Source organism: Thermaerobacter sp. FW80 (genome assembly GCF_004634385.1).
Taxonomy (GTDB): Bacteria; Bacillota; Sulfobacillia; order Thermaerobacterales; family Thermaerobacteraceae; genus Thermaerobacter; species Thermaerobacter composti.
In genome coordinates this window covers 2,084,766-2,104,523 of the sequence record NZ_CP037895.1, presented here as the reverse complement: position 1 = coordinate 2,104,523, position 19,758 = coordinate 2,084,766, and the positions used below count along the sequence as shown (strand labels likewise).

Sequence of the window (19,758 nt, the reverse complement as noted above, 5' to 3'; positions counted from 1 at the left end):
GCATCGCCCGGCGGGGCGCCCCGCCGGGTCCCCAACGGCCGCCCGGCCACCGCGGCCGGGCACACCTGCCCAGAAGCAAGACCAGCGCCCCGGGGGCGCTACCTTGTCCTGAGTATAGCACAGCGCCCAGGACCCGGCAAGGAACCGTCGGTCGCCGCGCGATGGGCGGGGACGGGCCCCCCGCGGGCTGGGCCCCGTCGCCATCCGCTCCGCCCCGCGTCGCTCGGCATCCGCCCCCCGCGCCGCCCGGCGTCCGCTCCGGCGCCGACGACCGCCATCGCTCTCCCACGCCCGTTCGCCCCATGGGCTGTGGCCGCGGCGTCCACTGGCCCCGGCGCGGTCAGCCATCGGACTGCGGGACCGCGCGGGTCGCCGCCGACCGAACCGCCGCCCCGGCCCCCGCCGACGGCGCAGGACGCGAGCCCCCCTCCCGCGGCACCGGGCGCGGGGTCGGATCCCCCGCTGCGCCCACCGCCGGCGGACGCCTAGCGGCCGAGGCCGCTGCTTTGGAGGAACAGCGGGTTGAGGGCCAGGCCCACCCCGCCCGCCACCGCCATCCAGGCGATGGTGTAGAGGATCCGTCGGCCGAGCGCCGTTCCCCGCGCCCCCCGGTGGACGATGGGCACGAGGATCACGGCGCTGGCCAGGGAGGCCAGCACCGTGCCGTAGGCGGCCTGGACCGGGTCGATCCGCCCCTGCGCGGCCAGGTTGGCGGCGGTGGCCGCGCTGGAGGCGCTGGAGACCAGCCCGCCGAGGAAGCTCACCACGTAGAAGCCCGCACTGCCCAGGTGGCGCTGGCCCAGGGTGGCGACGACGTTGAGGACCAGGAACACCATGCCGAACTCCAGCGCCGCCCGCAGCGAAAAGGGGGACGAGAGGCGCACCGCCGGGACCCCTTCGCCGGCCGCGACCCGGGCGCGCCACGCCAGGGCGAGGGCCACCAGCAGCATCAGCCCCACCGGCAACAGGCCGTAGGGCAGCGCCATCGGCGCGAAGAGCCCGAGGATCAGGCCGTTGCGGACGAACATCGCCGCCTTGGCCAGCATCACCCCCCGGAAGGCGAAGGGCTCCAGGGCGGGGCTCTCCCCCACCTTGATCGCCATCTCGGCCACCGTGGCGGTGCTGTTGACCAGGCCGCCGAGGAAGCCCGTGTAGCTGACCCCCCGGGCCCCGTAGACGCGGAGCAGCACGTAGTTGGCGAAGCCGATGGCGGAGATCAGCACCACCATCAGCCACACCCGGCGCAGGTCGAACAGACCCCATGGGTCCACGGGCTCCCGCGGCAACACGGGCAGGATGACGAAGGTGATCACGCCCAGGTAGATGGCGGCGTGGAGCTCGTCCCGGGAGATCAGCTCGGTCCAGCCCACCAGCTCCTCCTTCCACGCCAGCAGCAACAGCATCAGGATGGTGGCCGCCACCGGGGTGAAGATCTGCCCCCGCCCGACCAGGATGCCGTTGAGGGCGGTGAGCAGCAGGGCCACCGAGGTGGTGATCTCCACGCTCTCCTGCGCCCGCAGGTTCTGCCAGCTGTTGATCAGCACCAGCAGGGCGGTGAACCCCAGCACCGCCAGCATGAAGGGCAGCCGGTACGGTGGATCCGCCGAGGCGGCCAGCGTCCCCGCCAGCGCGGTGAAGGCAAAGGTGCGCATGCCCAGCTCCTTGCCCGCCCGGTGCCGCTCGAGGCCCACCAGCAGGCCCAGGGCCAGGGACAGCGCCAGGTTCTGCAGATCCAGCAGCGTCGCCTCCGGCCGCATCGGCCGCCCCTCCTCCCCGGGGAACCCGGTGCGCCCCGCTGGCCGTCGGCCCCGGTGCCGGGCGCCACGGATCGACCGCCCGCCCCCGGGGCGTGCCGGGCGCGGCCCCTCGGGCACCCCGGACCGGTGGACGGGCGAGGGCCGGCTGGCCGGCGCGGGATCCCGCGGTGGCGAGGCTCAGCGCTTGCCCAGGGAGCCGTCGCGCCGGTTCAACTCGTCCAGGGCCGCCCGGACGCGCCGCGCCACCTCAGCGGCCGCCTGCTCCACCGGCACCGGGTCGGCCTGGCCGGTGGCCCGGTCGACGATCTCCACCTTGCCCTCGGCCAGGCTGCGCGGCCCCACCGTCACCCGCAGGGGGAACCCAACCAGGTCGGCATCGTTGAACTTCACGCCGGGCCGCTCGTCCCGGTCGTCCAGCACGGCCTCCACGCCGGCCTCCTGCAGCGCGCTGTAGATGCGCTCGGCCGCCTCGCGCTGGTCGGCTTCGGCATAGTTGACCGGCACCACCACCGCGTGGAAGGGGGCGACGGACATGGGCCAGATGATCCCCCTCTCGTCGTGGTGCTGCTCGATCACCGCCGCCACCGTACGGGTGACGCCGATGCCGTAGCAGCCCATCACCATCGGCCGCTCCCGGCCCTCGGCGTCCTTGAAGGTGCAGTGTAGCGCCTCGCTGTACTTCGTCCACAGCTTGAAGATCTGGCCCACCTCGATGCCCCGGGCGGAGGCCATCGGCGCGCCGCACTCGGGGCAGGCGTCGCCCGGCCCGACCAGCCGCAGGTCCGTCACGCGGTCCGGGGTGAAATCCCGCCCCGGGTTGACGTTGAAGTAGTGGTAGCCCTCTTCGTTGGCGCCGCAGACGGTGTTGCGCAGCGCCATGACCTCCTCGTCGGCCAGGACGGGCACCCCCTCGAGCCCCACGGGACCCGCCGAGCCCGTGGGCACGCCCGCCACCTCCAAGACCTCGGCGCGGTCGGCCATCCGCACCGCCAGCGCCCCCATGGCGTTCTTCAGCTTGACCTCGTTGAGCTCGCGGTCGCCGCGCACCAGCGCCGCCACCAGCTGGGGCTCGCGTCCCTCGTAGATCGCCCAGTAGAAGAGGATCTTGATCTGCCGCGCGGGCGGGATGCCCTCCGCCTCGGCCAGCTGGGCGATGGTGCGCACCCCAGGCGTCGGCCGCTTCTCCAGGGGCCGCGGCGGCTCCTCGGCCGGCGGGGCCAGCCGGTTCGTCGCCTTCTCCACGTTGGCGGCGTAGCCGCACGCATCGCAGTATACGATCAGCGCCTCGCCGTAGTCCGCCAGGGCCATGAACTCGTGGGTGCCCGAGCCGCCGATGGCGCCCGGGTCGGCCGCCACCACCCGGAAGACCAGGCCGCAGCGACTGAAGATGCGCCGGTAGGCGTCGTCCATGGCCCGATAGCTGCGTTCCAACCCCTCGGCGTCGACGTCAAAGGAGTAGGCATCCTTCATCACGAACTCCCGGGCCCGCATGACGCCGAAGCGCGGCCGGATCTCGTCCCGGTACTTGTTCTGGATCTGGTAGAGCAGCAGGGGCAGCTGCCGGTAGGAGCTCACCGTGGCCCGCACGAGGTCGGTGATGATCTCCTCGTGGGTCGGGCCGAGGCAGTACTCCCGGCCGTGGCGGTCCTTGAGCCGCCACATCTCCTCGCCGTACTCCGCCCACCGCCCCGTCTCGCGCCACAGCTCGGCCGGCTGGACGATGGGCAGCCCCACCTCGAGCCCACCCTTGCGGTCCATCTCCTCCCGCACGATGGCCTCCACCTTGGCCACCGCCCGTCGCCCGAGGGGCAGCCACTCGTAGATGCCCGCCGTCACCCTGCGGATCAGCCCCGCCCGCAGCATCAGGCGGTGGCTGGCGATCTCCGCCTCCGCCGGGTCGTCCCGCAGGGTCGGGATCAGCAGCCGGCTCCACCGCATGGCTTCCGCCTCCCGTCGCACCCGTGGGCTGATGGAAAGCGTGAAAAAAGCCTTTCGCCCGCTGCGGACGAAAGGCTGGCCCGCGCCGCCCCCCGGGCGGGCGCCCGCCGCCGGTACCGGGCGACGGTGCGCGGCCCCGCGCCAGGGGGCGTGTCCTGCCACCTTTCTCCTCTTATTCCTACCATGTCCCGGGGGGCGGAACAAGATGCGCCGCCCCTGGGCCATGCCGCCCTGGGCCATGCCGCCCCGTCCCCCGCGGCCCCCGTCGCGGGGCCGACAGCCCGGTGGACGCCCCCGGCGCCCGCGCCGGCGCTCCGCCGTCCCTCGCTCCGACCTCCCTCGGCCCGGGCGGCCTGGGCCACCCGCAGCGTAGCGTCCGCGCCCGGTCGCATGACGGGAGGCCTCCCGGGCCGGCTCGCATGGCGGTTGGCCGTGGGCCCTGGCTCGTTCGGCGGGCGCCCTCTCGAGCTGGCTCGCATGGCGGCCCGCCCCGGTCCTGGGCCCCGGCTCGCCCGGCGAGCGCCCTCCCGGACCCGCGCGCCCGCCCCCCGGTTGGCCCTGCACACCGGCTTCCCCGGCGGGCGACCGCCCGCACCCGCCGACCCTTGGGGCGCCCTACGCGCCGGTGCGGCGTCCTGCCCCGGCCCCGCCCCGCCCGCCGAAGCGGCGGGCCACGTAGTCCTCGAGGATCTCCAGGAAGCGGGGCACCACGTCGTCGCCGCGCAGGGTGGTGTACTTCTCGCCGTCGACGTAGACCGGGGCGGTGGGCTCCTCGAAGGTGCCGGGCAGGGAGATGCCGATGTCGGCGTGCCGGCTCTCGCCCGGTCCGTTGACGACGCAGCCCATCACGGCCACCTTGAGCTCCTCCACGCCGGGGTACCGCTGGCGCCACTCGGGCATGCGCCGCTGGATGTAGGCCTGCACCTCCCGCGCCATCGCCTGGAAGAAGGTGCTGGCGGTGCGGCCGCACCCGGGACAGGAGCTGACCTGGGGCATGAAGGAGCGGAGCCCCAGGGACTGGAGGATCTGCTGGGCGACCCGCACCTCCTCCGCCCGATCGCCGCCGGGCGTGGGCGTCAGCGACACCCGGATCGTGTCGCCGATCCCCTCCTGCAGGAGCACCGCGAGCCCGGCCGTGCTGGCGACGATGCCCTTCATCCCCATGCCGGCCTCGGTCAGGCCGAGGTGCAGCGGGTAGTCGCACCGCGCCGCCAGCTCGCGGTACACGGCGATCAGGTCCTGGACCTCGGAGACCTTGGCGCTGAGGACGATGCGGTCGTGGGGCATGCCCAGCTCCTCCGCCAGCCGCGCCGACCGCAGGGCGCTCTCCACCATGGCCTCGAGGACCACCTCCCGGGCGCTGCGCGGCTGGGGCCGGCGGGCGTTGGCGTCCATCAGCTCGGTGAGCAGCTGCTGGTCCAATGAACCCCAGTTCACACCGATGCGAACCGGCTTGTCGTACTTCAGCGCCACCTCGATGATCTGGGCGAAGTTGCGGTCCCGCTGGCGGGTGCCCACGTTGCCCGGGTTGATGCGGTACTTGTCCAGGGCCCGGGCGCACTCGGGGAAGCGGGTCAGGAGCACGTGGCCATTGTAGTGGAAGTCGCCCACCAGCGGGGTCGAGAACCCGGCGGCCCGCACCCGCTCGACGATGCGGGGCACCGCCGCCGCGGCCTCCTCGTGGTTGACGGTGATCCGCACGATCTCGCTGCCCGCCCGCGCCAGCTCGATCACCTGGTTCGCCGTGGCCTCCACGTCGGCGGTGTCCGTGTTGGTCATCGACTGGACCACCACGGGATGGTCGCCACCGATGGGCACGGGCCCCACCCACACGGTGGGCGTCTTGCGGCGTGGCTTGGGGCCGATCTGCATCATGGGCTCCTTCCTCCGCCCCGGCGGCGCCGCACCGGAATCCACCCCGTCCCCCTGCCGGCTTCCCCCGCAACCTCTTCGCTGCCGGCGGATGCCGGGCCCGGGCGGCGCCGGGCCCACCCCGCGGCCCGATGCGCCCGGTCGGGAGTCGCCGCACCCCCCGACGCGCACGCGCCGGCGCGTCGCCGGCCGTCCCCGCCCCGGTCACGACGCCCCCAGGCGCACCAGGTCGCGGTACGTGATCACGATGGCCAGGAGCATCAGGAGCGCGAAGCCCAGGAAGTGGATCAGGTTCTCCTGTTCCGGGTCCACCGGCCGCCCCCGCACCGCCTCGACGGCCAGGAACAGCAGGCGACCGCCGTCCAGGGCGGGGACGGGCAGGAGGTTGACCAGGGCCAGGTTGGCGGACAGCACCGCGGCCAGCAGCACCACCTGGCTCAGCCCCACCTGGGCGGCTTCGCCGATCTGCTGCCCGATGCCCACGGGCCCGATGACGTCGAACCCGCCCCGGCCGGTGGCCATGTGCACCAGGGCGAGGACGAACCCGGCCGCCACGCGGTACGTCGCCTCGGCCCCCTGGACCAGGGCCTGCAGGACCCCCGTCCGCATGGTCTCCAGTTGGGGCCGGATCCCCACGACGCCGACCCCCGGGCGCTGGGGATCGGGTCGGGGGGTGACGCGCACGGTGAGCACGCGGTCGCCCCGCTGGACGGTGAGCTCCACGGCGCGGCCCCCCGCCGCCTGGATGGCCGCCACCACCTGTTCCCAGGACGCGATGCGGCGACCGTCGATGGTGAGGATCCGGTCCCCCGGCTGCAGCCCGGCCTCGGCGGCGGGGTATCCGGCCACCACCTCGCCGACCACGGGTCGGGCGACGGGCACGCCGATGACCGCGAAGACCAGGGTGAAGAGCACCACCGCCAGGACCACGTTCATGACCGGTCCCGCGGCGATGATCCGAAACCGATCGCCCAGGGGGCGCCCGAGGAACCGGCGTTCCGGAGGGACCCGCTCGAGCCCCTCCTCCTCGGGCTGCATCCCCGCCATGCGGACGAACCCGCCCAGCGGCAGCAGCCGCAGGCTGTACTCCGTCTCGCCGCGCCGGACGAAGGCCAGCCGGGGACCGAAGCCCAGGGAGAACTCGTGCACCAGCACGCCGCTGCGCTTGGCCGCCCAGAAGTGGCCGAGCTCGTGGATCACGATGAGCAGCGCGAAGACGGCCACCGTCCAAAGGAGCGCCACCGACCCACCACCTGCCTGGTCTGCCGGCCCCGCCACGGCGGCCGCCTCAGGCACCGCCTGCGGCGTCCGGTCCCGCGCGGCCTCGCGGCCCGGCCCGAAGCCGTCCCCACCGGCCCGGGCGCGGGGCGCCACACCTTGCCGCGGGATCCGCCCGGATGCCCGCGGATCGCCCGCTGCGGCCGGACGGACCCCGGACCGTGTTCCCCGGCGGATGCCCGCTGCGGCCGGCCGGGCCCCGGACCCTGTTCCCGGCGGATCGCCCGGGGCGGCGGGCGGGCGCCGTCCGGCTCCCACCGGCTCGCCCCGCGGGGCGGACCGGCCACCGCCCCGGTTCCCGCGCGGTCGCCCGCTGGACGGCCGCCCCCGGCCCACGGCCCCTGCGCGGCGGGCGGGCCGCCGCGCCGCCGCCCGCTGGCGCACCTCGAACCGCCCCGCGGCTCCGCCGGCTCGCACCGACGCCGTCGGGTCCGCGGGCGTCCCGCACCCCCGACGCCGCGCCGTCACGCCGGCGGCGATGCCGCGCCCCCGGGTCCCACGGCCGTTCGCGGCGGCCCCGCCATCTGGGCTCGAGCTTCCTCCCGCGCCCAGGCGTCGGCCTCCAGCACGTCGTCGAGACCCGTCACCGGTCGCGCCCGGTGCCGGTCCAGCACCGCCGCGACGGTCTCCGCGATCCCCGGGAAGGGCAGCCGGCCGGCCAGGAAGGCCGCGACGGCCTCCTCGTTGGCGGCGTTGAGCACGGCCGGCGCCGTCCCCCCGGTCTCCAGGGCGCGGTACGCCAGCGCGAGGCACGGGAAGGTGCGGGTGTCGGGTTCCTCAAAGGTCAGCTTGCCCACGGCGGCCAGATCCAAGCGATCCACCAGCCGGGGCCCACGTTCAGGATAGCACAGGGCGTACTGGATCGGCTGGCGCATGTCCGGCCGCGCCAGCACCGCCACCATGGCGCCGTCCCGCAGCTCCACCAGCCCGTGGACCACGCTCTGGGGATGGACCACCACCCCGATGCGGGACGCGGGCAGGCCGAAGAGCCAGTGCGCCTCGATGACCTCCAGCCCCTTGTTCATCAGGGTGGCGCAGTCGACGCTGATCTTGGCGCCCATGGACCAGTTGGGGTGGCGCACGGCCTGCTCGGGGGTCACGTCCCGCAGGGCCTCGGGGCGCCAGCCGCGGAAGGGACCGCCCGAGGCCGTCAGGATCAGGCGCTCCACCTCCGCGGGTGACCGCCCCGCGAGGCACTGGAACAGGGCGGAGTGCTCGCTGTCCACCGGCAACAGGCGAACACCGGCGGCCGCCGCCTGGGCCGTCACCAGGGCACCCGCGGCCACCAGGGACTCCTTGTTGGCCAGGGCGACGTCCCGCCCGGCCCGCAGGGCGGCCAGGGTGGGGCGCAGGCCCGCGGCCCCGGTGATGGCCACCAGCACCCGCTCGGCACCGGGCCACGTGGCCAGTTCCTCCGCGGAGCCCGGGCCCACCAGGACCCGGACGCCCTCCCGCTCCAGGGCCGGCCGCCAGGCCCGGCCGGCGTCGGGATCCTCCAGGGCCACGGCCTCCGGCCGCAGCCGTCGCACCTGCTCCAGCAGCCGCCGGCCGTCCCGGGCGGCACCCAGGGCCACCGCCCGCAGCCGCTCCGGCATGTGGGCGATGACCTCCACGGCCTGCTGTCCGATGGACCCCGTACTGCCCAGGATGACGACCCCCATCGGTCCCTCGCCCATCGCCGTCCTCCGCCTCCTTCGGGGCGCCCGCGGAGGCGCCCGCCCCGACCCCCCGCGCGGCACCGCCCGGGGCCCGGATGTCGCCGGCCGGTCGCGCCGGCGGCGCGATGACGGCCCATCCGCACGGCATCGCCCGGTGCCGCGATGCCGTGCCGGGGCCTGGACGCACCGGCGGAACGCCAGTGCCTCGTCCGTACGGCCGCGGCCACGGCCTCCGGCCGCAGCCGGCGCACTGGCACGGCCTGCCGCCGTCCTAGGCGTCCGCTCCAGGGCGGGTCCCGAGGCCCGCTCGGCGTCGGGATCCTCGTCCCAACGGACACCCCGGACGCCCCGACGGTACCCCGAGCGGCCGCCGGGCCGCCGGGGTCCCCTGGACCGTAGGAAGGCCACGGCGTGGCTCGCACCCCACCCCGAGCGCCCCGTGTACCGCCCCAGCCATCCCGGCCGCTACGGCCGCCACGCCCCACCGTCGCGTCCACGGTATCCCGCGCACCCTTTGCCGCCCCGGCCATCCCGGCACGCCATCACGTCCACGGCGCCCCCGGCGCCCCATGTGCCGCCCCGCCCGCCACGACGCGGCGCCGCCCCCTGGATCAGGGCCCCAGGATCGGCAATCCGGACCGCCCGGCCCCGCCCATCCCCCCGCCGCCGGCCTCCGCCCGCGTCCGCCGCCCCCGCCGGCCCTAGCGCCACGGCCGCATCCAGGCGGCGAACAGCACCAGCGCCGGCAGCAGGCTGTCGATCCGATCCAGCATGCCGCCGTGCCCGGGCAAGAGGGAGCCGGAGTCCTTGCGGCCTGCGCGCCGCTTCCACCACGACTCCCAGAGGTCGCCCAGCTGTCCCGCCACCGCCGTCCCGGCCGCCGCCGGCAGCAGCTCCAAGGCGGAGCGGTCGAGCAGGCCTGCCAGAAGGGCCGCCGCCACCAGGGCGCCGGCCAGGCCGCCCGCTGCGCCCTCCCAGGTCTTCCCCGGGGAGATCCGCGGCGCCAGCGGCCGCCGTCCCCATGCCCGTCCGACGAAGAAGGCCGCGGTGTCCTGGACCCACAGGATGACCAGCGGCACCAGCAGCCACGCCGGCCCGGCCTGCCGGAGCCAGAGGGCGCACGCCAGGGGGATCCCGACCCACGCGGCCACCCCCGCCGCCACCACCCCGCCTCGCAGCGGGCCCGCCGCCCCGCCTCCCAGCGGGCCCGCCGACGAGCCCGCCCCGGCGGCGGTGGTGGGGGCGGCGGCCGCCGCCCCCACCACCGCCGCGGCCAGCGGCGCTGCTGCCATGGCCGCCGCGGGCGGCCATGGCAGCAGCGCCAGGGCGCCCATCGGCAGGATCCCCGCCACAGCGCCCACCGCCCGCAGCCGGCGCCACCCGGCCCGGCTGGCCTTCGCCCCGCCCGCCCAAGCCATGGCCTCCGCCAGCAGCCCGGCGGCCTCCCAGCCGGCCAGCAGGCCCACCGCCGCGAGGACCGACGCCAGGGCGCCACCGCCCCACCAGACGGCGGCGAGGACCGGCGGGAGCAGGACGGCGGCGGTAGCCAGACGCGCCGTCAGCATCGTCCCTCGGCTCCGGCCTCGCCGCCGGGGCGGCGACCCCCGCCCGGCGCGGCCGGGGGCTGGCCGCCGCCCGTCGTCACCGGGGCACGGGTTGCGCCGCGTCCCGCCGGGGTTCCCGCCCCGTCACCCGGGGCACCGTCGGCCCACGGCCAGCCGCCGGTGTCGCCCCCCGGCGACACCGCCTGGGGCGGGGCGGCGCCGACCCCGGCGCCGCCCCGCCCCAGGAGCCGCCCCGGGGCGTCCGCGGGCCCGCATCCTGCAGGGTCCTCGCGTCCGCCGTCGGTCCCTCCCGCGCCCTGCCCGGCGTCGGCGGGCGGCCGGAGCCGGGGTGGGCCTGGAGGCGAGGATCCCGGCACCTCCCCCGGCGCCATGGCACCCCCCGGGCGGCCGGCACCCGGCCCCAGCCCCCCGAAGCGGCGCTCCCGGTGGGCATAGGCCTCGATGGCCTCCACCAGGTGGACGGGGCGGAAGTCGGGCCAGGCAATGGGGGTGAACCAGAGCTCGCTGTAGGCGATCTGCCAGAGCAGGAAGTTGGAGATCCGCCACTCACCGCTGGGGCGGATCACCAGGTCGGGGTCCGGCAGGTCGGCGGTCTGCAGGTGGGCGGCCAGCATCGCCTCGTCGATGGCCTGGGGGTCGATCTCCCCGCGCGCCGCCTTGGCGGCCAGCAGCCGCGCCGCTCGCGCCAGCTCCCAGCGCGCCCCGTAGTTCAGGGCCAGGACCAGGATCATGCGGCCATTGGACCGGGTGGTCTCGACGGCGCGGAGCACCTCCCGCCGCGGCGTCGGCGGCAGCCCCTCGGGGTCGCCGATGACCCGGATCTGCACGCCGTTGCGGTCGAGCTCGTCGAGGTCCCGGCGGATGTGCTCCACCAGCAGGCCCATCAGGGCCCGGACCTCCGCGGGCGGCCGCCGCCAGTTCTCGGTGGAGAAGGCGTAGAGGGTCAGCACCTCGAGCCCGATGTCGCCGGCGAAGCGCACGATCGCCCGCACGCTCTCGACCCCGGCCCGGTGCCCGGCCACCCGCGGCCAGCCCCGGCGCTGGGCCCACCGCCCGTTGCCGTCCATGATGATGGCCACATGCCGGGGCATCCGCCCCATGGCCCGGACCCGCTCGACGCGGCGCAGCAGCTCCGCCTCTTCCGGTGGCGGCACGGACGGGCCTCGCTGCGTGACGGGATCGGTCACCGGCTTCCTCCCCTTCACCCGACGGTCGACCCGGCGGCCCCCGACCCCCGGACCCGCCGCCCGGTCGCCTCCCGGCCCGCCGGGACGCCTCACGGCCCCTCGGACCCGCCGCCCTCTCCGGCGGTGGGCGGCCCCCAGCTGGCCCGCGCCGCCTCCCCCAGGGCCCCCTCCAGGTCGGCCCGCGGCAGCGGCGGCAGGGGGAAGGCGGCCACCACGAGCCGCACCGTCCGCGGTCCCTCGGCGTTCCCGCCGTCCGTCCCCTCCGCGGGCGCCCCGTCGTCCGCCTCCCCGCCGCAGGGCACCGCTCCGCCGCCCCCGACCGCCGCGGCGCCGGCCCCCTCGCCCCCCATGGTGGCCGGGCGCCCCGCGCCGACGGCGCCGGCGATCCTGGAGGGAGCACCACCGTGCCGCCGGCCGGATCCGGCCCGACCGTCCGCACCGGGCGATCCCGCGTCGGGATCGCCGGCCCCAGCCCGCGCCCACTCCGCCCGCACCACCCGCCAGAGGGTGGCGCGCGGCCCGACCTGGCGGGCTCGGCGCCGGGCCGGTTCGTCCGGGGCGGCGGTGACCGTCACCTGGACGACGAGGCCTGCCCCCTCCAGGCGCCGGCGCGCCTCCGCCAGGGGCAGGCCGACCAGCTCGCCGAGCTCCCTCACACCTCGCGGATCTCCTTCTCCTTGCCGGCCAGGAGCTCGTCGATGCGGGCGATGGTCCGGTCCGTCAGCTCCTGGACCCGCTCCTGGGCCCGCCGGATCTCGTCCTCGGAGAACCCCTCGTCCTCCAGCTCCTCCAGGTCCTCGTTGGCCTGACGGCGGATGTTGCGGACGGCCACGCGCTCCTCCTCGGCCATCTTGCGCACCCGCTTGACCAGCTCGTTGCGGGTCTCCTCCGTCAGGGGCGGCAGCACGATGCGGATCACCTGGCCGTCGCTGGAGGGGTTGACGCCGAGGTCCGACTTGGCGATGGCCTTCTCGATCTCCCCCATCACGCTCTTGTCCCAGGGCTGCACCACCAGCATCCGCGGCTCCGGCGCGGTGATGGTCGCCAGCTGTTGCAGGGGCGTCGGCGTGCCGTAGTAGTCCACGCGGATCTTCTCCAGCAGCGCAGGCGTGGCGCGACCCGCACGGACCGTGGCCAGCTCCCGCCGGAAGTTCTCCACCCGGGCCTCCATGCGTTCCCGGGCCTCGCGGAGGATGTCCTCGATCACCGGGGATCCCCCCTGACGTAGGTGCCGATGTTCTCGCCCAGCACGGCCCGCCGGATGTTCCCGGGGACGCTGAGGTCGAACACCCGGATGGGGATGTTGTTCTCCATGCAGAGCGACGTGGCCGTGGAGTCCATGACCCGCAGACCGCGGTTGAGCATCTCCAGGTAGTCGATCTCGTCGATCTTCCGGGCGTTGGGGTCGAGGCGCGGATCGGCGTCGTAGACGCCGTCCTCCTTGGTCGCCTTGAAGAAGATCTCCGCCTCGATCTCCGCCGCCCGCAGCGCCGCCGTGGTGTCGGTGGAGAAGTACGGATTGCCGGTGCCGGCGGCGAAGATCACCACCCGCCCCTTCTCCAGGTGGCGGATCGCCCGTCGCCGGATGTACGGCTCGGCCACCTCCTTCATCTCGATGGCCGTCTGCACCCGGGTGTCGACGCCGTGCTTCTCCAGCGCGTCCTGCAGCGCCAGGGCGTTGATCACCGTCGCCAACATGCCCATGTAGTCCGACGTCGCCCGGTCGATGCCCTTGGCGCTGCCCTGCACGCCGCGCCAGATGTTGCCGCCGCCGACGACGATGGCCACCTGGACGCCCAGGTCGACCACCTCCCGCACCTGGCGGGCGATGGAGTCGACCACCTCGGGGTCGATGCCGTACCCGCCGCCGGCCAGCATCTCCCCCGAGAGCTTCAGCATGATCCGCCGGTAGCGGGGCCGCGGCATCCCGTTGTCGCCCCGGCCGGCGGCCTCGGCCGGGGCCGGACCGGCCCCCACCGCCCCGCGAGCGGGCGTCCCCACCGCGGCCGGGCGCCCGGCGCCGCAGCCGCCGGCTACCCCCCCGACCGGTGCACCCGCGGGGGCCGGCACCTCGCCCGACGGAGGCGCGCCGCGGCCTCCTCCGCGACCCGCCGTCCGGGCTTCCGCCGCCGGCCCGGGACCGCCTCGGCTGCGGGCTCGACCTCCCTCGGTCCCGCCATGCTCCACGCTCCCCGCCCCCCGTGCCACGGCCCAGCCTGGGGCGGCCCCTCAGGCGCCGCCCAGCTCGAAGCGCGCGAAGCGCCGCACGCGGATGTTCTCGCCCAGCTTGGCGATGGCCTGCTTGATCAGGTCGCCCACGGTGATCGAGTCGTCGCGGATGTAGGGCTGCTCCTCCAGGCAGACCTGGCTGAAGAACTTGTCCAGGCGCCCCTCGACGATGCGATCGACGATGTGGGCGGGCTTGCCCTCGGCCTCCGCCTGGCGCCGCAACAGCTCACGCTCCCGCTCCACCACCTCGGCGGGCACGTCCTCCCGCCGGACGTACTGCGGCGCCGTGGCCGCCACCTGCATGGCCAGCTCGTGGACCAGCTGCCGGAAGTCGTCGGTGGCGGCGACGAAGTCCGTCTCGCAGTTCACCTCGATGAGGACGCCGATGCGGCCCTGGCCGTGGATGTAGGCGTGGACCAGACCCTCCGCCGTGGCGCGACCGGCCTTCTTGGCGGCGGCCGCCATGCCCCACTCGCGCAGCAACAGTGCGGCCTTCTCCATGTCGCCGCCGGCCTCTTCGAGGGCCCGCTTGCAGTCCATCATGCCGGCGCCGGTGCGCGCCCGCAGCTCCGCGACCTGTTTCGCGCTGACCGCCATGGATGGCCTCCTTCCTCGCTCCCTTCCCGTCGCCCCCTCGGGCCGGGGTCGCGGCGCCCGCCCTGGGCGGCCGCGGCCGCTCCACCGCGCCGTGCCCCAGCCGGCGCCGGTGCGGCTCAGGCCTCCACCACCTGCACGCCCTGCTTGCCCTCCAGCACGGCGTCGGCGATCTTGCTGGTGATCAGCCGCACGGCGCGGATGGCGTCGTCGTTGCCGGGAATCACGTAGTCGATCTCCTCGGGGTCGCAGTTGGTGTCGACGATGGCCACCACGGGGATGCCCAGCTTGCGCGCCTCGGTGACGGCGATCTTCTCCTTGCGGGGGTCGACTACGTAGATGGCGTCGGGCAGGTCCTTCATGCCCTTGATGCCGCCCAGGTACTTCTGGAGCTTGGCCTTCTCCCGCAGCAGCCGCGCCACTTCCTTCTTGGGCAGCCGCTCGAAGTGGCCCTCCGCCTCCATCTGCTCCAGTTCCACCAGGCGGTCGATGCGCTTGCGGATGGTGACGAAGTTGGTCAGGGTGCCGCCCAGCCAGCGTTCGTTGATGTAGAACTCCCCGCAGCGGGTGGCCTCCTCGGCGATGGCGTCGCGCGCCTGCTTCTTGGTGCCCACGAACAGGATGCGGCCGCCCTGGGCGACCAGCTCCCGCACGAAGTTGTACGCCTCGTCCAGCAGGCGCACGGTCTTCTGCAGGTCGATGATGTAGATCCCGTTGCGCTCCATGAAGATGTAGGGGCGCATCTTGGGATTCCACCGGCGGGTCTGATGGCCGAAGTGCACGCCAGCCTCCAGCAGCTGCTTCATGGCCACGACCGGCACCGGCCCCACCTCCTTCGGTTGCTCCTCCGCCCCCTTCACCGGGCCGCGGGACCGGCGCGCCCGCTGCCCCGCGTCCGGCACCGCCGCGGCCCCTCCGGAGGCGTGCGACGTACCCGCCGCCCACGGGCGAGGGACCCGGCCGCTGTGGGCCGCCTCCGCCCGTTTCCGGGCGCGAGCCGTTCGGTAGTATATCACAGGGCTTCCGGGGCGCCAACGCGAGGCGCCCGCGGGGTCCGTGTCACGTTCCGGTGGGTGCCCCCAGCGGTGAATCGGCTGTCAAGCCACCGGTGCGTGGACATGGGCCAGGTCGCGCAGCACCTGAACCCAGGGTTTGGTCGCATGCGGCCCGGTGAGCGCTGGGATGCGGGCACGCAGCCAACGGGCTGGGTCCTCCTCGAGCTGGCGCATCACGCGCTGAACGGCCTGGCGTGTCGCCTGCCGCACGCCGGGCGAAATCTGCAGGGGCCGGCCGCCGAGGACCGCGCGCCAGTGGGGGTCCACGCGTTCGCTCAAGAGCCGCGCCAAGTGGTCGGCGCCGCGTTCACTCCAACGCGCCCCATGCCGTTTCATCCGTCGTGCAAGGACGTGAAAGACTTCTGCTTCGATCGCCCCCAGCCGCGGCGCTTCCCCAGAAGCCACAATCCCGTCCCAGTGCTCCCGCAAGTAGCCGCGCAGCCGCAACAAGCGCTCCCGCGCCGGACCACGCCGCCCCCGTAGCGCCTGGCGAAGCGCCGACTCCACGCCCGCCCAATCCCCCGCTTCGATGGCCCGGCACACCTGGGCGTACGTCTCCTCGGAAGGCGATAACGCCTCCCGCAGGGCTCGCCGCAGGTGGAACGGATCCAGCCGGTAACACGCGCGGGGGAAGTACTGCAACCCCTGCTTGACCCAATGCGCCCCATCGCCTCCGAGGTAACAAGCCTGGACCGCGCTCAGATCCCGGTGCGTCCCCCAATAGGCGCTCGCCTGCTCCCAAAAGGCCGTCCCCGGCATCACCCCCGCCACGACCCGCCGCTCCCGCAGCGCTTGCCGGTTCGAACCCACGGCTTGCTTGCCTTCGTACGCGACCCCCAGCTTCAACACCACCGGTTGCCCTCGACCCCGCAGATAAACCTCGTCCGCTTCGGCATGCAGCTGCGCACTCCGGCGCCGGCCTTCCGGCACCTGGCCCTCCACGAACACCGACCGCCGTAGCCGCTCCGCCGCCTCCTTCAACCGGCGCCCCGCCCGTTGGGACGCCCGCCACACCGTCATCGCCCGCGCCGGTGCCTGCCCCGCCGTCAACTCCCGCAGGACCGCCGTCGCTCGGTGATACGGCATCTCCGTCGCGAGCCGCCGGCACAGCGCTTCCAGCCGCGGCGACAGTCGCCGCCGCGATTCCAAGCCCAGTGCTTCATCCAGCAAGAACACACCCTGGCCCGTCGCCCGGTCCCGGTAGTAACGTCGCTTCACCTGCAACTCGCCCAGCGGCGTGTCCAGGACCCGCTCCCGCGTATCCAGGCACTCATATCGGCTCGGGTCCCGCTCCTGCATCAGTCGCTCATCGATCCCGGCCAACACCCACTCCAGCAGCCGCAGTGTCAGCCGGCCGCTGAGCCGCTGAACGGCTTCCTCCAGTTCGCCAAACGATCGGTCCTCCGTCACCAGCTCCGCCAGTTCCCGCAATGTCTGGAGGAAAAGTTCGCGCACAGCGTGTATGCTGAGCATGGGGCCTCACCCTCCGACTGCCGCTGGGGAAGCCGTCCCGATGCAGGGACAGCCTCCGGGTGAGGCCTTTTCTATTTGCCTCGACCCTCACCTACCGAAACGTTACACGGACGCCCGCGGGCGGCGCGGGCGCCCGGGTCGAGGACGGCCCGGGGCGCCGCCGCTCCGCGACGCCCGCGGTCTCACCGCAGGTGGGGCGCGACGAGGCGCTGGGGATCCCAAGGATGGGATGTCGCGGCGGGTTGGGGTGCGCCGCCCGCACCGGACCCCGCCGGGGCGGGGCGCGACAGGGCGGCGCCGAAGGCGGGTTGCGTGCCGGTCTCGAGGCGGATGTAGACGGGGATCGCCAGGGGCAGGCGGTCCACCGGTCGGACGGGCACCGGCTGGAGGGCGAGCCGCGCAGCCAGCCCGTCCACCAGGTCGCGGCCCAGCCGCCGGCTCCACGGCGCGGACCAGGTGGCCAGCTGCCCGGGGTCCAGCTGGGCCTCCAGCTGGCGGGCCAGTTCGTCCCGGAGGTGACCCTCTAGGGCGGCGGCCGCATCGGGGGGGAGTTCGAGGCGAACGCCGTACACCGTGATGCCGGCCTCCCGCAGGCGGGCGGCCAGCTCGGCGGCGACGGCGGCCGGCAGCCGCTGCTGCAGCGCGGCGATCACCGCGGGCAGCTGCTGGCGCAGGGTCTCCTCCACCGCGGCCTCGGCGGCCGCCGCCAGGGGAGCGGCTGCGACCTCCACGGTCACGCCGCGGTGCACCAGCCGCTGCACCCCCGCGCCGGCCAACAGGGCCGCCACCAGCAGCCCGCAGGCGAACCCGAGCCAGAAGCCCCGCACCGCCTCACCCCCGTCTGGCATAGTATGCCAGCCTCGTCCCGCCCTATGCGGCGACGTCCAAGCCGGGAGCGCCGTGGGGCGGAAGGCGGTCGTTCGGGCGCCGCAGACGGGGGTGCCGGGGCGCGGGACGCCGACGGGCGGGGCCCTGGCGGGCAGGGCGCCGACGGGCGGGGGACGGGCGGGCGGAGCGTCGGCGGGCGCGGTGCCGGCGGGTCGGGCGTCGGTGCTAGTACCGGTGCGGCGCGCCCAGGCGTACATGACCAGGGTGCGGGTGCGGCACCGGCGGGTCGGGCGTCGGCGCTAGACCGTCCGATCCAGTCGCTGGCCCTTGAGGGCGATCCCCTCCGGAACCAGCCGGGAGCCTGCCCAACCTCCGCGGGGGTCGGGCCCGGATGCGGGGGTGCGCCCGGGCGCCGGGGAGACCGTCTCGCCGGCTGGCCCGGTCCGACCGCCGCCTCGGGGTGGGGGTGGCTGCCGACGGCGGCGCCCGCGCGGGTCCTCCGGGTCGGGGTGCGAGCCGCCGCGCCGGTGGCCCCGGCGATCCCGCCGGGAGGACGGCACCTCGGCGCCCTCCTCCCCCTGGCCAGGGTCGTTCCCCGCCCGCCGGCCGGTGCGGCCGCCGGGCGAAGCCGCCGTCAGGTCGCCCACCCGCTGCTGGCGCCGGGCTTCCCCGAGCAGGGCCGCGAAGCGCTGGGCCTGTTCCTCCCCGCGGACCGTCTCCGCCCCCAGGCGCTGGAGTCGCTGGGCCGCCGTCGCCGACTGCAGGAGGTGGGGTCCGTCGACGCCGCCGACGCTCATGGACCGCGTCCCTCCTCGACCCGCAGCCGCGCCCGCAGGCGCAGGATCGCCCGGGTGTGCAGCTGGGAGACCCGCGAGGGGCTGACCCCCATCACCGCGGCGATCTCCTTGACCGTCAAGCCTTCATAATAATACAGCGTCACCACCAGCCGCTCCCGCTCGGGGAGCCCCCTCAGGGCGTCGGCCAGGCGCCGGCGCAGGTCGGTCAGCGTGGCCGCCTCCAGGGGGTCCGCGGCGTCCGGATCCGCCAGCCGGTCCAGCACCGCCGCGGGGTCGTCGGCGTCGCTGGGCAGCACGTCGTCCAGCGACACCACCGTGGTCCGGGCCAGGTCCTGGAGCAGGTCCGCGAACTCCTCCGTCGTCAGGCCCAGCTCCGCCGCCACCTCGGCGTCCTCCGCGGGCCGCCCCAGCCGGCTCTCGAGGCGGCGGTAGCACGCCTCGACCTCCCGGGCCCGGCGGCGCAGACCCTGGGGGACCCAGTCCATGGCCCGCAGCCCGTCCAGCATCGCACCGCGGATGCGCGTGTAGGCGTAGGTCTCGAACTTCACCCCGCGGGCGGGGTCGTACCGCTGGATCGCCTCGATCAGGCCGAAGACGCCGTACCCGATCAGGTCGTCCATCTCCACCTGCGGCGGCAGGTGGACGATCATCCGCCCGGCCAGGTACTTGACCAGCGGCAGGTGCTCCCGGATCAGCGCCTCCCAGCTCTCCGGATCCGCCGTCGCCCGGTAGCGGCGCCACAGCTCCGCCCGATCAGGCCGCTGCTTCAGCTCTGCGGACACCCTCCGTCCCCCCTCCGCCTCTCGCCTCTCGCCCGATCCGGCCCTCCTCCCCGGCCCGTCCCGCCGCCGGTGCTACCCCAGCAGGCGGCGGCGCCGCGCCTGCTCGTTGAGGATGAAGCCGGCGATGCGGTCCTGCAGGCGTCCGTCGATCTCGACGAAGGCCAGCCCGACGGCCGGCGGGGCACCCGGTTCGACCCGCACCACCCGGGCCGTGGCCCGCACCACCCAGCCGGGGAACCCCATCTCGACCCGGAGATGCTCCCCCACCGCCGGGGCCTTGGGCACCGCCACCCGCGCGCCGCCGCCGCTGACGTCCAGGGTGTGCCCGCTCAGGACCTCCGGCGGGTCGCCCTCCCGCTCCAGGCGCACCGGCAGGCGCACGTCGAGACGCACCCAGTGGCGACGTTGCACCCGTTCGACCCGCGCTGGCGGGGCCAGGTGCAGCTCGGGCTCGGGCTCCACGCGAGCCTCCACCACCACGGTGACGAACCCGTACACCCCGCGATCCGACCCGCGATCCCGCGGATCCCGGTAGACCACCTTCACCGCCTGGCCCGGCCGCGGGACCACCCAGCGATGGCGGGCCATGGGCAGCGCCAGGACGATCCCGCTGGGCCCCGACGCCAGCACGTGGGTCCGGTAGGGACCCGCCCCGACGCCCGCAGGCGGCTCGTCCACGAAGGCGATCTCCACCGGCTGGTTGACCTCCAAGGGCAACGGCTCCACGTCCCCCATCCCCCCGTCC

The 19,758-nt window shown here is 75.2% G+C and carries 17 protein-coding genes; all 17 read right to left on the bottom strand.

Features of this window, described 5'->3' with window-relative positions; all coding sequences use genetic code 11:
• Positions 1 to 485 precede the first annotated feature (485 nt).
• Positions 486 to 1,757: a DUF4010 domain-containing protein gene (locus E1B22_RS08740; RefSeq protein WP_135225340.1), complete on the bottom strand. Its 1,272-nt coding sequence runs from the start codon at positions 1,755 to 1,757 to the stop codon at positions 486 to 488.
• Between the two features lie 177 nt (positions 1,758 to 1,934).
• On the bottom strand, positions 1,935 to 3,695 hold the full coding sequence (locus E1B22_RS08735) for a proline--tRNA ligase (protein WP_135225339.1): 1,761 nt from the start codon (positions 3,693 to 3,695) through the stop codon (positions 1,935 to 1,937).
• A gap of 615 nt (positions 3,696 to 4,310) precedes the next feature.
• Complete coding sequence (ispG, locus tag E1B22_RS08730; RefSeq protein WP_135225338.1) at positions 4,311 to 5,570, bottom strand: flavodoxin-dependent (E)-4-hydroxy-3-methylbut-2-enyl-diphosphate synthase; 1,260 nt, start codon at positions 5,568 to 5,570, stop codon at positions 4,311 to 4,313.
• A gap of 201 nt (positions 5,571 to 5,771) precedes the next feature.
• Positions 5,772 to 6,809 carry an RIP metalloprotease RseP gene (gene rseP / locus E1B22_RS08725; RefSeq protein WP_135225337.1) on the bottom strand — a complete coding sequence of 346 codons (1,038 nt, stop codon included), beginning with the start codon at positions 6,807 to 6,809 and terminating at the stop codon, positions 5,772 to 5,774.
• A gap of 500 nt (positions 6,810 to 7,309) precedes the next feature.
• Positions 7,310 to 8,521 carry a 1-deoxy-D-xylulose-5-phosphate reductoisomerase gene (locus tag E1B22_RS08720; RefSeq protein WP_135225336.1) on the bottom strand — a complete coding sequence of 404 codons (1,212 nt, stop codon included), beginning with the start codon at positions 8,519 to 8,521 and terminating at the stop codon, positions 7,310 to 7,312.
• Positions 8,522 to 9,204: 683 nt separating this feature from the next.
• Positions 9,205 to 10,068 (bottom strand): phosphatidate cytidylyltransferase, encoded by an 864-nt coding sequence (locus E1B22_RS08715; RefSeq protein ID WP_135225335.1) that lies wholly within the window; start codon positions 10,066 to 10,068, stop codon positions 9,205 to 9,207.
• Entirely contained in the window at positions 10,062 to 11,222 is a 1,161-nt protein-coding gene (locus tag E1B22_RS08710; protein ID WP_243123864.1) for an isoprenyl transferase, read from the bottom strand. The genes E1B22_RS08715 and E1B22_RS08710 overlap by 7 nt, the downstream gene beginning before the upstream one ends.
• A gap of 122 nt (positions 11,223 to 11,344) precedes the next feature.
• Complete coding sequence (locus E1B22_RS08705) at positions 11,345 to 11,911, bottom strand: PASTA domain-containing protein (RefSeq protein WP_135225333.1); 567 nt, start codon at positions 11,909 to 11,911, stop codon at positions 11,345 to 11,347.
• Positions 11,908 to 12,462, bottom strand: a complete 555-nt coding sequence (frr, locus tag E1B22_RS08700) for a ribosome recycling factor (RefSeq protein WP_135225332.1) — start codon at positions 12,460 to 12,462, stop codon at positions 11,908 to 11,910. The genes E1B22_RS08705 and frr overlap by 4 nt, the downstream gene beginning before the upstream one ends.
• Positions 12,459 to 13,181 (bottom strand): UMP kinase, encoded by a 723-nt coding sequence (pyrH, locus tag E1B22_RS08695; RefSeq protein ID WP_135225331.1) that lies wholly within the window; start codon positions 13,179 to 13,181, stop codon positions 12,459 to 12,461. Before pyrH ends, frr begins: the two co-directional genes overlap by 4 nt.
• A 303-nt stretch (positions 13,182 to 13,484) precedes the next feature.
• Positions 13,485 to 14,081, bottom strand: a complete 597-nt coding sequence (tsf, locus tag E1B22_RS08690; protein WP_135225330.1) for a translation elongation factor Ts — start codon at positions 14,079 to 14,081, stop codon at positions 13,485 to 13,487.
• Between the two features lie 116 nt (positions 14,082 to 14,197).
• Positions 14,198 to 14,899: a 30S ribosomal protein S2 gene (gene rpsB / locus E1B22_RS08685; RefSeq protein ID WP_135225329.1), complete on the bottom strand. Its 702-nt coding sequence runs from the start codon at positions 14,897 to 14,899 to the stop codon at positions 14,198 to 14,200.
• Positions 14,900 to 15,175: 276 nt separating this feature from the next.
• Positions 15,176 to 16,606 carry an ISLre2 family transposase gene (locus E1B22_RS08680; RefSeq protein WP_135225328.1) on the bottom strand — a complete coding sequence of 477 codons (1,431 nt, stop codon included), beginning with the start codon at positions 16,604 to 16,606 and terminating at the stop codon, positions 15,176 to 15,178.
• 182 nt (positions 16,607 to 16,788) lie between these two features.
• A complete protein-coding gene (locus tag E1B22_RS08675) occupies positions 16,789 to 17,454 on the bottom strand; it encodes a hypothetical protein (RefSeq protein ID WP_243123277.1) in 666 nt (221 codons plus the stop codon).
• 279 nt (positions 17,455 to 17,733) lie between these two features.
• Entirely contained in the window at positions 17,734 to 18,231 is a 498-nt protein-coding gene (locus tag E1B22_RS08670; RefSeq protein WP_135225327.1) for a hypothetical protein, read from the bottom strand.
• The gene (locus E1B22_RS08665; RefSeq protein ID WP_135225326.1) at positions 18,228 to 19,013 is read right to left on the bottom strand and encodes a FliA/WhiG family RNA polymerase sigma factor; all 786 of its coding nucleotides are present in this window, start codon (positions 19,011 to 19,013) and stop codon (positions 18,228 to 18,230) included. The genes E1B22_RS08670 and E1B22_RS08665 overlap by 4 nt, the downstream gene beginning before the upstream one ends.
• 72 nt (positions 19,014 to 19,085) lie before the next feature.
• Positions 19,086 to 19,748: a flagellar brake protein gene (locus E1B22_RS08660; protein ID WP_135225325.1), complete on the bottom strand. Its 663-nt coding sequence runs from the start codon at positions 19,746 to 19,748 to the stop codon at positions 19,086 to 19,088.
• Positions 19,749 to 19,758 lie beyond the last annotated feature (10 nt).